At 61.5% G+C, this 12837-nt stretch carries 12 protein-coding genes; 3 read left to right on the top strand and 9 right to left on the bottom strand.

What is annotated here, in order from left to right:
• Positions 1-26: 26 nt before the first annotated feature.
• Entirely contained in the window at positions 27-980 is a 954-nt protein-coding gene (locus AC1D75_RS10970) for a GlxA family transcriptional regulator (protein WP_495515255.1), read from the bottom strand.
• Between the two features lie 142 nt (positions 981-1122).
• On the opposite strand from AC1D75_RS10970, the gene AC1D75_RS10965 reads away from it, so the two are divergent.
• Positions 1123-1755 carry an isochorismatase family protein gene (locus AC1D75_RS10965; RefSeq protein ID WP_495515254.1) on the top strand — a complete coding sequence of 211 codons (633 nt, stop codon included), beginning with the start codon at positions 1123-1125 and terminating at the stop codon, positions 1753-1755.
• An 85-nt stretch (positions 1756-1840) separates the two neighbouring features.
• Here AC1D75_RS10965 and AC1D75_RS10960 read toward each other — a convergent pair whose 3' ends face one another.
• Positions 1841-2173 carry a PLD nuclease N-terminal domain-containing protein gene (locus AC1D75_RS10960; protein ID WP_495515253.1) on the bottom strand — a complete coding sequence of 111 codons (333 nt, stop codon included), beginning with the start codon at positions 2171-2173 and terminating at the stop codon, positions 1841-1843.
• 280 nt (positions 2174-2453) lie between these two features.
• Between AC1D75_RS10960 and AC1D75_RS10955 the strand changes: the two genes are divergently transcribed.
• Entirely contained in the window at positions 2454-2909 is a 456-nt protein-coding gene (locus tag AC1D75_RS10955) for a hypothetical protein (protein ID WP_495515252.1), read from the top strand.
• A 93-nt stretch (positions 2910-3002) separates the two neighbouring features.
• Complete coding sequence (locus tag AC1D75_RS10950; protein ID WP_495515251.1) at positions 3003-4439, top strand: hypothetical protein; 1437 nt, start codon at positions 3003-3005, stop codon at positions 4437-4439.
• 66 nt (positions 4440-4505) lie between these two features.
• On the opposite strand, the gene AC1D75_RS10945 is transcribed toward AC1D75_RS10950, so the two are convergent.
• The 7 genes from AC1D75_RS10945 to zapE all read right to left on the bottom strand — a co-directional run bounded on the left by AC1D75_RS10945 (position 4506) and on the right by zapE (position 12815).
• Positions 4506-5939 carry a DUF2252 domain-containing protein gene (locus AC1D75_RS10945; RefSeq protein WP_495515250.1) on the bottom strand — a complete coding sequence of 478 codons (1434 nt, stop codon included), beginning with the start codon at positions 5937-5939 and terminating at the stop codon, positions 4506-4508.
• Between the two features lie 22 nt (positions 5940-5961).
• On the bottom strand, positions 5962-6756 hold the full coding sequence (locus AC1D75_RS10940; RefSeq protein ID WP_495515249.1) for a DUF427 domain-containing protein: 795 nt from the start codon (positions 6754-6756) through the stop codon (positions 5962-5964).
• Between the two features lie 116 nt (positions 6757-6872).
• The gene (gene nrdF / locus AC1D75_RS10935; protein ID WP_495515248.1) at positions 6873-7880 is read right to left on the bottom strand and encodes a class 1b ribonucleoside-diphosphate reductase subunit beta; all 1008 of its coding nucleotides are present in this window, start codon (positions 7878-7880) and stop codon (positions 6873-6875) included.
• A 637-nt stretch (positions 7881-8517) separates the two neighbouring features.
• Positions 8518-10722 carry a class 1b ribonucleoside-diphosphate reductase subunit alpha gene (nrdE, locus tag AC1D75_RS10930; protein ID WP_495515247.1) on the bottom strand — a complete coding sequence of 735 codons (2205 nt, stop codon included), beginning with the start codon at positions 10720-10722 and terminating at the stop codon, positions 8518-8520.
• Positions 10698-11228, bottom strand: a complete 531-nt coding sequence (nrdI, locus tag AC1D75_RS10925; protein ID WP_495515246.1) for a class Ib ribonucleoside-diphosphate reductase assembly flavoprotein NrdI — start codon at positions 11226-11228, stop codon at positions 10698-10700. The genes nrdE and nrdI overlap by 25 nt, the downstream gene beginning before the upstream one ends.
• 84 nt (positions 11229-11312) lie before the next feature.
• Positions 11313-11564 carry a glutaredoxin-like protein NrdH gene (nrdH, locus tag AC1D75_RS10920; RefSeq protein ID WP_495515245.1) on the bottom strand — a complete coding sequence of 84 codons (252 nt, stop codon included), beginning with the start codon at positions 11562-11564 and terminating at the stop codon, positions 11313-11315.
• A gap of 303 nt (positions 11565-11867) precedes the next feature.
• Positions 11868-12815, bottom strand: coding sequence for a cell division protein ZapE (zapE, locus tag AC1D75_RS10915; RefSeq protein ID WP_495515244.1), 948 nt, complete (start codon positions 12813-12815; stop codon positions 11868-11870).
• Between the last annotated feature and the right edge of the window lie 22 nt (positions 12816-12837).

The raw sequence follows: 12837 nt of genomic DNA, 5'->3' as shown, positions 1-12837 counted from the left end.
AAAAATTTGAGTCGCTTTGCGGGGGATCACCGGCCGATAGTCGCGAACTGCCGACGGTAGGCCGTTGGTGTTGTGTTGTAAGCGGATCCGAAGTTCTGCCGAAAAGTGACACCGCTACCGAATCCACACGCCGATGCGATCTCATCGATGCCCCAATCGGTTGTCTCGAGGAGCACGCGAGCCTCATTGAGCCGTTGCTCGAGCACCCAGCGCGCCGGAGTGGTTCCGGTCGCCTGATGGAACTGCCGCACGAAACTCCGCCTGCTCATCCGGGCCTGCTCTGCGAGCCGGTCGACCGACAGGGTCTCGTCGAGCCGTCCCAGCGCCCACTCCTGCACCACCGATATCGCCGTGTCCTCGGCGGGCCGGGCGAGGGGGCGCTCGATGTACTGCGCCTGCCCGCCGTCGCGGTGCGGTGCGACAACCAGACTGCGGGCGACCCGCGTTGCCACCGCCGATCCGAGATACCTGCGTACGAGGTGCAGGCAGGCATCGATCGACGACGCGGTGCCCGCAGACGTCATCACGTCGCCATGATCGATGTAGAGCACCGAGGCGTCGATCTGACTACCGGGACTGCGCTGCGCCATCTCCGGCATCATCTCCCAGTGCGTCACCGCCGAACGACCCTCGAGTACACCGGCATCGGCGACCGCAAACGCTCCGAGGCACAAGCCGGCAATCAGCGCCCCGCGCTCGTGTGCACCCACAAGCTCGCTTCGGAAGGTGGCCGTGAGCGGTTTGAGCGGAAGCGGCCATGACGGAATGATCACGACGTCGGCCCACCCGACCGCGCTCGGATCCGCCACGTCGCCAACCGAATAGCCCTCGGCCGTCCGCACCGACCCGGGCTGGTCGGACCACAATCTCGTTTCCCAATCCGACGCCAACCCGAGACGCCCCAGTTCACCGAAGACCATCAGCGGCGCTGCGAGATGGAACATCGTGATGCCGTCGAAGGCGTAGATCGCGATCCGCATGCGCACTCCCAAGTTGGCCTGATCTCATCGAAATTATGCATCTATGCCACTGGCAGGCGGTGCTGAATCGACGGAACAATCTAAGGCGTCCACCTTTCACCGGGTTCCGATCCGTGAATTGCACCGCCATCCAGGAGTCATCATGACCGCACCGCGCCGCGCCCTTGTAGTTGTCGATGTCCAGCAGGAGTACTTCGACGGACCGCTCCAGATCCAGTACCCGCCACGCGAGGAGTCGCTGGCGAACATCGTCGGCGCCATCGAGGTCGCCGATGCACACGGGATCCCGGTGGTCATCGTGTCGCACCACATGCCCGAGGGTGCCCCGGTCTTTGTCGAAGGGACGCCCGGATGGTCGCTTCATCCGGACATCGAAGCTGCAGGTAGCGGTCCCCGAAAAGCGGTCCACAAGCAGTACGGCAGCGTTTTCGCGGGCACAGACCTCGCAACATGGTTGCGGGACAACAACATCGATACCATCACCCTGGTCGGGTTCATGACAAACAACTGCGACCTGGCATCAGCAGTGGAGGCAGAAGGCCTGGGCTTTGCCGCGGAGATCCTGTCCGATGCCAGCGGCGCGATCAACCTGGCAAACGAGGTGGGCAAGGTGTCGGCCGAGAACCTGCACAACACCCTCATGGTGCTGTTGCACTCCAACTTTGCCGCAGTCGGCACCACCGCCGGGTGGACCGACGCAGTAGTGGCCGGCACCGAATTGCCCAAGAGCAACCTCGTTGTCTCTGCCATCGAGGGCAGTGCTGCCACAGTCTGACGAAAACCCCTCGGGAGCGACCTCAACTCATACGGCGATCCGAAACAGGCTGGTGCAGAGACATTCTGCCGTCATCAGTGCGGACTCACTCGCCACTCTCCCTGCGCCGGCGGTCGATTTCAGCCTGCCGCCGTTGCTGTTGCGCGCGTTCCCGAACTTGCCGGAGGAACTCCTCGTCGGCCTTCGGGTCTTGCGGTTCGAAGCGGCCGGGCTCGTCGTATTCGGGATACCCCAAGGCGGTGGCCCGGCCCGAACCGCTCAATCGTCCGTGCGACGTCCCAACGGGCCTGCCCGCGAAGAACCACACGATCGAGCCGACCATGGGCAGCACGATCACCAGCAGCAACCACCCCCACCGCGGCAGTCCCCGCACTCCGGCGTCGTCGCTTCCGATGATGTCGACCAACGCCGCAATCATGATCACAAGCACAATCAAACCCAGATACGGCACAATCAAGCCCCTCGTTTGTCTCCCCATTAATCGGCCCACTATCGCACACATCAGTATCGAAACAAATGTGGTATCCACAACCGGAATGTTCATTCCTTCGAAGGACGCGGCGCTCGATTGTCGCGGTGTATCAACATATTCCACAGTTCCGCCCGGCAACAACAATGCACGCCGACCTGGTGAACAAACCTTCGGACTCAATACGCCGAATCAGTAACATCACTTGCTTTGATTACGACACGAAGACATGAAGCTCTCCCGAATGGTCCGCATTTCGCCGTGTCTCGCCGCATTGTGTATGGCAGCGGTAGCCGCGATGGCGCCCGCGGCCGCCGCCGAAGTCGTTGATGTCACCGTGGTACCCGGCCTCAGCACCGGTTCCACCACCGCTTACGGCGCCGGCTGCACGTATCTCGTGATCGCCAGAACCGCGGACTCCCCCGGCACTCCGAGTACCGCCGAGGTCTCGTTCATCGACTACAACCGGGCTTCGATCTTCCTTCCCCAGGACCTCATCTTCGAGTCGGTCAACCCCTACTACGTCACCCCGGTGATCTTCGACCACGCCCTCACGCTGTGGACCCCGACCGCACCCGGGCAACACGCCATCATGGCCTACCAGACGTCAGCCGGTGGACCCGTCGAGACCGTCCTGGTCCAACCCGCCACGCCAGTGGGCCCGGCCTGCCTCGTCGCACCCTGATCCACGCCGATGACCACAGCTGGTGAGATTCTGCGGCACTGGCGGCAGATACGAGCACTGAACTACGGGACAGTCGGCCGGACAGTGCATGGGGTGGCACAGTATTCGGATCCCGGGCACACCGAAGAGTTCTGGTTCGACCCACCTTCGTTCTGGCGCACCGATACCCGCGGCGCCATCACGATGATCACGACCGACACTGACGAATACCGCCGTTCCCCCAATGGCATGGTCCACACCGCGTTGAACGATGGCACCATGCGTTTCATGTCCGTGCTCGGAGCGCACGTCAAACTCCTACTGGACGCCCATCGCAGCTGGCCCCTACCCGGTGGCCATGATTTCGGCACTCTTCCCGACCCCACGCACATCAGTGAAACGAACGTGCACGGACGGCACGGTTGGCGCGTCGAGTTCCCCGAGTCCGAACACCGTGGTGCGCAAACATTCGTCGTCGACGCCGAGACCGGATTGGCGATTGCCTGGTACAGCGGCACCGACCAGATCGAGTTGATCTCGTACGTGCTGGACGAGGTATTCGACCCATCCCTGTTCACGTGGACCGGCGAGGTCATCGAAGAGGCCGAAGAAATGTCCACGATGCAAGCCGAGCACGCGGCGAAACAGCGTCTCCTCGAGGACATTCCACGTCCTGCACCGACGTGGTTTCCGAGTGCCGTCGATGTGTCGGTGACCGACGGTGACCCCGCCACCGGAGCCGTGGATCTGAGCATGTCTGTCAGCGGGCCCTACTGGACGGTGCGCAGGTGGCTCACCGGCACCGACGACCCGCCGGAGTCCTTCCTCGCCTCCCACTACGGCGAGGCGGTCCGCGACGTCGGCGAGACCTGGACTCATGAACTGCGCTACTCGTCGGGGACAATGACCGACACTGACGCGCACCGGATCCTCGCGTCGATACCACCCGTCACGCCACCGCGACCGGCCGCCGAGATCGTGGCCGAGATCGATACCGCTCGGGCCGACCACCAACAGGCCCTGACCACCCCGGGCACGACCGCCGAGACCGGAGTTGTGTATGCCGGTCCGGTTCACGTCAGCTATTCGCAGTATTACCTTCAGTCTCAGGATGTCTGGGACGGTGATTACATGGCTGCGTTCGCCGGCCAGAACAACGGTCTGGTCGGTACCCGGTGCCGCGAGCAAGTGGTATTGGTCAGCGGACTACACACCGGAACCATCTCCGTCACCGTGGAAATCACCGACACACGTCCTGACCCGGACACTTCGGCCTGGGACGAGATCGTGGAAGCACCACTGACAGTCGATTCACCGCTCGTGCTCAACGACTGGGACGGCGGGGAACCCGGCATTGAACTACCCATCTCCCGCGGGACCTACCGGCTTCGCTACTGCGCCAACAACATGGATGCGGCCAGCGACGCCGACGTCGGTGAATACATCGACGAATATCGCATCACCATCTGGCCCAGTCCCCTCGCCGACGACGAGGTGATCAAACAAACCGCCGACATCGCCGTCTACTGGAACACTCAAGCGCATCGCTGACGGCGCGCGGGTTTACACAACCACCCTGAACATGGCGCACCACTCGTGCGTGGCCGTTCAGTCCACTCATTCCGACCAGCCCTCGACCGCCTCCACCCGACCGGTGTCGATGGCCTTCACCAGTTGCGCGTGGTCGCGATCGTTCTGGTCGGCGTAGGCAAAGGCGTATGACACAAACGCCTCTTCGACCTTGTCCGATGTTCCGAGGTAGTCGGCGATCGCGGCGGCATCACCGCTGCGGGCATGTGCCCGGGCGAGTACATGCCCGCAGGCCGAGGCGAACTGCGGTAACCGGGAGGCGATGACCTCACCCTTGGGAATCACCTTGCCGTCACGGAACTGCCGAACGTAGAAGTCCATGTCGTTGATGGTCGTCCAGCCGACGAAGGAGTCGGTGGCGCTCTGAATCATGCGCTGGCCATGCACAACCCGTTCACCGTGATTGCCGTAGTGGCTCGCGGGCAGGAATTGTTCATATACCGACGGACCGGCCTGCTTGATCTGCAGGAAGAGCGGATCCCTGGTCCGGCGTTCCTCGATCAGCGTCAAGAACACCCGCATTCCGACGCTGCCCACACCCACCACCTGACGGACCGCGTCGACAACATCGAAACGCGACAGCAGGCTCGAGACATGGTCGGGGACCGAACTCTGATACTTCCCGATGATCTGATCGAGCATCGCCGCATGCTCGGCGAGCGCGTGGGTCCGAAATGGTGGATCCTCACTGATCATCCGTTGTCCGTCAACCACATTCGTGAGCTTTTTCGACGCACCGCGACTTGATCGTTTGCGGGCCTGCTTGTCGATCATCGCGTCGAGGCGGCCTTCGTCGTCCTGCGCGGTGTATTCGATGAGCTGCTCGACGTCGACCCGGTCGTACCAGACGTCGATCTCCGGCATCTGCGCGTAGAGCCCAATCCATTCGCGATAACCGCGGTACGCCTCTGACACGGCCAGCTTGGCGTCGGATTTCGAGACGTTGTTGCTCCGCGCCAACACCACGAGGCTGGCCACAAAACGCTTCACATCCCATTCGAACGGCCCAGGAAGGGTCTCGTCGAAGTCGCGCAGATCGAAGACGAGATTGCGTTCAGGGGTATTCCACAGTCCGAAGTTGAGGACGTGCGCATCTCCGCACAGTTGCACGGTGATACCGGTATCGGGCGTCGAGGCGAGGTCCGCCGCCATCACCGCCGCCGCGCCCCGGTAGTACGTCCACGGCGAATGACTCATCCGTCCGTGCCGGATCGGCAACAGGTCGTCGGCGCGGATCGTATTCTGCGCCAAGATGGTCTCGAGCGGGTCGTGTCCTCGCGTTGCCGGGTTCCACTCCCCCAGCGACCGCCGCGGGACGAGTTTGCGCGAGGCGCGTCCGGCACCGCGATGCTCCGGAACCCGGGCACGGCCGATCAGAGTGCCGCCACCGCCCTGCCAGAGAATGTTTCCCGCATTGTCTTGGGCGGCAGGGCCGGTTGCCGCGCTGGTGGTGGTCGTCACTCCGGAATTATTGCAGGCGAACTCACTGCGACCACGGCGTCACCGGCCGCTGACCCCGGACACCGTCGACGACGAAGTCGACTTTCTCCTGATAAAAGCAGATCCGCCCGGTGATCTGATGCATCTCCGGCGGCGGATTCTCATAGCTCCACGCGATATCGATGCCGGCGTCGCCGAGGCTGGGCGCGGACCAGTGGGTGGCCTCCCCCTTGTACGCACATGTTGTCGACGTGTTGCTGCGCACCAGATCTGCCAAAACGTCACCGGGTGAGAGATAGAACCGCGGCGGCAGGTGGGTTTCAAACAACATCAGTGGATGCCCCGATTCGGCCAGGATGTCACCACCGGAAATCACGTGGACCACGCGGGCGCTGTGCCGGATATCTATGCGTGAGAACGGATCTCGAGGATGCCCGAAGATCCGCTCGTCCTCTTCGAACCAATCGAAGGGATTGAAGTCGAGCACGGCATACCCGTCGAGATCGTCGGGCAGGAACGCACCACCCGGGCCGGCCTCACCCCGAACAACTGCGGTGCGACCCGCACAGGTGTGCTGCGCAAAGCCGTTGCTCGGATCGAGCATCCCGGTGGGCATCTCCCCGACGCTGAACGGACGGATTTCTTCCAGCGGCGTTCGCAGGTCCGCGACCGGGACGGCATACGAGGGAACGATGCGCTGCGGTTCCCAGACCAGGATGGCCTGATCGGTGCGCGCGATGCCGTGATCGGCCGACGACACCGTCACCATCTTGGCCGTGGGCTCATATCGCAGACTCCCGAGCTCCGACATCAGGTACTGCCGCATCATGGTCGCCATCGTGACCACCTCCGCTCACCACCATACGACTGATCGTGGGCCCACTCGATGGAAAGAGACAACCTCCGTACCGAGGTGTCGGTACGGAGGTTGTTTGTCTTACAAGACCCGGACGGTCAGAAGTCCCAGTCGTCGTCTTCGGTGTTGACGGCCTTGCCGATGACGTACGAGCTACCCGACCCCGAGAAGAAGTCGTGGTTCTCGTCGGCATTGGGTGAGAGTGCCGACAGGATCGCCGGGTTCACATCGGTCTCGTCCCGCGGGAACATCGCTTCGTAACCCAGGTTCATCAGGGCCTTGTTCGCGTTGTACCGCAAGAACTTCTTCACGTCTTCGGTCAGGCCGACGTCGTCGTAAAGCGCTTCGGTGTAATCGATTTCGTTGTCGTAGAGCTCGAACAGCAGCTCGAAGGTGTAATCCTTGAGCTCCTGCCGACGTTCGGGTGTCTCCGTCTCCAGCGCCCGCTGGTACTTGTACCCGATGTAGTAACCGTGCACGGCCTCGTCGCGGATGATCAGCCGGATCAGGTCCGCGGTGTTGGTGAGCTTTGCCCGAGATGACCAGTACATCGGCAGATAGAAGCCGCTGTAGAAGAGGAACGACTCGAGCAGGGTCGAGGCGATCTTGCGCTTGAGCGGGTCGTCGCCACGGTAGTAGTCCATGACGATCCGAGCCTTGGCCTGGAGCTGTTCGTTCTCCTCCGACCAGCGGAACGCCTCGTCGATCTCCTTGGTGGAGCACAACGTGGAGAAGATCGAGCTGTAGCTCTTGGCGTGCACCGACTCCATGAACGCGATGTTCGTCAGCACAGCTTCTTCATGCGGGGTGCTCGCATCGGGGATAAGGCTGACAGCGCCGACCGTGCCCTGGATGGTGTCGAGGAGCGTCAGACCGGTGAACACGCGCATGGTGAGCTGCTTTTCCAGCTCGGTGAGGGTGCCCCACGACGGGATGTCGTTGGACACCGGCACCTTCTCGGGCAGCCAGAAGTTACCGGTCAGGCGATCCCAGACCTCGGCGTCCTTCTCATCGGGCACCCGGTTCCAGTTGATCGCCGAGACGCGGCTGACCAGCTTGATCGGCGCTCCGTCGGCGGGCGAATGGGTCCCTTTTGCAACTGTCATAGCGGCATCCCCTGGATGTGGTCTGTGAAACGTGCCATTACCCAAAACTAGACTGTCAATCGAAATCGAGAGTAGGCGACCACGCTCAAATGAGCTGTACGCAACGATTGATTACGTTTTTTGGGGTACCAGGAGCGTAAACGACAAGCATGTAATTATCCAATACCCTCGCGGCATGTTGCCCGGGTATCAAACTGGCGAAAGTTGCTGTGACACAACAAATGGCGGCGAGGTTACTCGCCGCCATTTGCTATGTTTCGCTGACTAAACCTGCTGCGTAATCGTGCCGCCGGGATTTCGTTTGACGGTCGCGTCCGTCACGAATCGACCCGTTGAAGCTGATCGATTGACGGCTTTGCTATTTGCAGTTCCGGAACCAACTCGTTCAGTTGTCGTCTTGGCAGGCCATCGCGCTGCGGCCGCCTTGCTGACGAACTTCCCAGTTCCTGCACTTCGATGAACACGCTTCGACACGAGACATCACCTCCGATGGAGGTTGCGTTCCGACGCGAGCCTCGCCTGTATTGGCGAAGGACAACTCGTATACTCTTGGGACTCCCCCAGTGGGAAGTTCCGAGTTGTCGGAACTAGAGGGGTCGGACATTGCAGTGTCCGACCCCTCACACTTTTCAAGTCCTCACAACATGCAAGAGACGCAATTCTCGACCTCGGTCCCCTCGAGGGCCATCTGACGCAAACGGATGTAGTACAGCGTCTTGATGCCCTTGCGCCATGCGTAGATCTGCGCCTTGTTCACATCGCGGGTGGAAGCGGTGTCCTTGAAGAACAGGGTCAGGCTCAGGCCCTGATCGACGTGCTGCGTCGCCGCGGCGTAGGTGTCGATGATCTTCTCGTAGCCGATCTCATACGCGTCCTGGTAGTACTCCAGGTTGTCGTTGTCCATGAAGGGCGCCGGGTAGTAGACGCGGCCGATCTTGCCCTCTTTACGGATCTCGATCTTCGCCGCAACCGGGTGGATCGAGCTCGTCGAGTGGTTGATGTAGCTGATCGAACCGGTCGGCGGGACGGCCTGCAGGTTCTGGTTGTAGATGCCGTGCTCCTGCACGCTCGCCTTCAACTCGACCCAGTCGGCCTGCGTCGGAATCGTGATTCCGGACTGCGCGAACAACTCTCGGACCTTGGCGGTCTCCGGCTCCCACACCTTCTCGGTGTACTTGTCGAAGAACTCACCGGTCGCGTACTTCGACCGCTCGAAGCCGCCGAACGCCTTGCCCCGCTCCTTGGCGATCCGGTTCGATGCGCGCAGCGCGTAGAACAGCACCGTGTAGAAGTAGATGTTCGTGAAGTCGATGCCCTCTTCGGACCCGTAGTAGACGCGCTCACGCGCCAGGTACCCGTGCAGGTTCATCTGCCCGAGACCGATCGCATGCGAGTCGTCGTTGCCCTTCTGAATCGAGGGCACCGAGGTGATGGCGGTCTGATCCGACACCGCGGTGAGTCCGCGGATCGCGGTCTCGATGGTCTGCGCGATGTCCGGCGAATCCATCGTCTTGGCGATGTTGAGCGAACCCAGGTTGCACGAGATGTCTTTACCGATGTGCTCGTACGAGAGGTCGTCGTTGAACGTCGATGCAGTCGAGACCTGCAGGATCTCCGAGCACAGGTTGGAGTGGGTGATCTTGCCGTCGATCGGGTTGGCGTTGTTCACCGTGTCCTCGAACATGATGTACGGGTAGCCCGACTCGAACTGCAGCTCGGCGAGGGTCTGGAAGAACTCACGCGCCTTGATCTTGGTCTTGCGGATCCGGCGGTCGTCGACCATCTCGTGGTACTTCTCGGTCACGTTGATATCGGCGAACGGCACACCATAGATGCGCTCGACGTCGTACGGACTGAACAGGTACATGTCGTCGTTCTTCTTGGCCAGCTCGAACGTGATGTCCGGGATGACCACACCCAGCGAGAGGGTCTTGATGCGGATCTTCTCATCCGCGTTCTCACGCTTGGTGTCGAGGAAGCGGTAGATGTCGGGGTGGTGAGCGTGCAGGTACACCGCGCCTGCACCCTGACGGGCACCGAGCTGGTTGGCGTAGCTGAACGAATCCTCGAGCAGCTTCATGATCGGGATGACACCGGAACTCTGGTTCTCGATCTTCTTGATCGGCGCACCGTGTTCGCGAATGTTGGTCAGCAGCAACGCAACACCGCCGCCGCGCTTGGACAGCTGCAGCGCGGAGTTGATGGAACGGCCGATCGACTCCATGTTGTCCTCGATACGCAGCAGGAAGCACGACACCGGCTCGCCGCGCTGCTTCTTGCCCGAGTTGAGGAAGGTCGGGGTGGCCGGCTGGAACCGTCCGTCGATGATCTCGTCGACCAGGGCCCGCGCCAGGATGGTGTCGCCGTCGGCCAGCGTGAGCGCGACCATCGAGACCCGATCCTCGAAACGCTCGAGGTATCGCTTGCCGTCAAATGTCTTGAGCGTGTACGAGGTGTAGTACTTGAACGCACCCAGGAAGGTCGGGAACCGGAACTTCTTGCTGTACGCGTGGTCGAACAGACCCTTCACGAACCCGCGGTCGTATTTGTCGAGAACCTCTGCCTCGTAATAGTTTTCCTTCACCAGGTAGTCGAGCTTCTCGTCCAGGTTGTGGAAGAAGACCGTGTTCTGGTTGACGTGCTGGAGGAAGTACTGGTTGGCCGCTTCGCGATCCTTCTCGAACTGGATCTTGTTGTCGGCGTCGTACAGGTTCAGCATCGCGTTGAGCGAGTGGAAGTCCATCTCCTCCGGCTGGTGGCCGGACGGATCTGCGTGGACGCCCGACTTGCTGGCCGAGGTCCCTGACCTTGAGTCGGTTACTGGGGTTGCGGTTGGCGACACTGTGAAAACTCCTGTGATTGCGCAAATTCGTGGAGACCGGAGCGGACCCGGTCGACGTCGTCGGCGTCACCCATCAGTTCGAACCGATACAGATAGGGCACCTGGCATTTAGTTGAGATGATGTTGCCGGCGAAACAGAACTCTTCACCGAAATTGGTGTTGCCGGCGGCGATGACGCCGCGGATCAGCGAACGATTGTGTTTGTGGTTGAGGAACTTGATGACCTGCTTCGGCACAAACCCTGAGTTGCGCCCCGGCTGGCCGACTTCCCCGCCATCCGATGCCTTGCCGCCACCATAGGTGGGACTGATCAGAATGTACGGCTCGTCGACGGTGAAGGATCCGTCGTGATCGATGAGTGGAATTCGCCGTGCCCGCATCCCGAGCTTTTCGACAAATCGGTGCGTGTTCTCCGAGACGCTCGAGAAGTAGACGATCAGCGGGGTCTCGGAGAACTCAGCAACAGCGAACTCAGCCGCGGCGGCATGTTCGGGAACCTTCCCCATGTCCCGACCTCCACGAAATTGCTGACAGGTGATACTTGAACCAACTAGAACTACGGACCGCCTCGCGGACGGGGTCCGGGCAGATCAGGCAGCCGCTGCGACCAGAGCCTTGATGCGGTCCGGACGGAATCCCGACCAGTGGCTGTCACCGGTGACGACAACCGGAGCCTGCAGGTAACCGAGCGCCATGACGTAGTCGCGGGCCTCGGAGTCCTCGGTGATGTCGACGATGTCGTAGTCGAGACCGTTCTTGTCGAGGGCCTTGTACGTGGCGTTGCACTGAACGCAAGCAGGCTTTGTATAGACGGTGATCGTGGCGGTTGTCGCAGTAGTCATAATTCCCCAGAACTCCTTTGTGACGGAACCGATGATTGCTACCCACACCAGCACCAGATAGCGGCAAGACTTGACTTTCAAATAGTTATCCCGGCGGCTCTGCAGTGGAGAACTTGGCTGCGCTTTCGTTCCAACACCGTAGTGCCGTTCGGTGTTCCAAACACTACACCTAGTGTCTGACAAACGGTACCGACACAACACGTTGCGAATGACATTCATGAAAGTCCCAGGTCACGGGATCTGCACCAGCATGAATTTCGGCGTGTCTCGACGCGCCGGGCGTGTCCCCACAAGTCACATCCGTCACTGCGCGGCACCGGGCACCCTCATTGCACACCGCAACCCCGACAATCGGCTCCGCAGTCGCGCGCCGTCACGCACACCAGAGCACGATGCCAGCAGTTCGGTGACCGGGTGCGGGGTCGTCAGCCACAACGAAATCGAGCGGTCGGCCGCCACATCCACCAGGTGGGTGAAACGCACCGACCAATCCGGCGCACATCGGTCGAGCAGCGGGATGTCACGGATATGCCAGCCGGCCACGGAACAACGGTCGGTCATCCGATCCGCCTGGAACAGATAGTCGCGCGCCGACAGCGGCTGCCCACACACCTGATCGAAGGCACGGGCATCGACCGAAGGGATCTCGACGAAGCCCCCGGCAAGTCGCCCGGCGTCGCCCGTCCGATAGTCACGATCTCCGGCGAGTTCGACCACCTCGGCCATCTCACGCAGGAGCGCAACACCAGGTGCGAACACCGGTCGAAACAACGGATCGGGCAGTAGCTCCTCTGGCACCAGGTTCGATGTCGCCACCAGGACGATGCCGCGCGCCCGCAGCTCACGTAGCAACCGGATGAGCAGCGTCGCGGTCCCGGGGTCGTGCACATGGAACTCGTCGAACACCACGACCTGAACGCCGTCGCCGATCACCCGGCGGCAGGCGAGCTCGATCGCGCCCCGGCGTCCCGAATGCATGGTGACGGCGCGCTGCAGATCGTCGAAGAACTCGTGAAAATGCCATCGCACCAGTTCAGTCGCCCCCACCTGACCGATCATCCGATCTACCAGCATCGTCTTGCCGCGGCCAGGCGCACCCCACAGATAGAGGCCCGCAACCTTCCGTGGTCGACGATGCAGAAAACGGTGTGGCGGTTCGCGCAGTTCTGCAAGCAGACGCCCCAGCTGCGCATCGACGACGCGTTGCTCGGGATCGAGTTCATCCTCTACATACGTAGAGCCACCAGACATGTGATGACCATATCTCTACGGA

This window comes from Williamsia sp. Y712 (assembly GCF_059445525.1).
The sequence above is the reverse complement of the archived record's forward strand: the minus strand, read 5'-3'. Positions and strand labels throughout refer to the sequence as shown.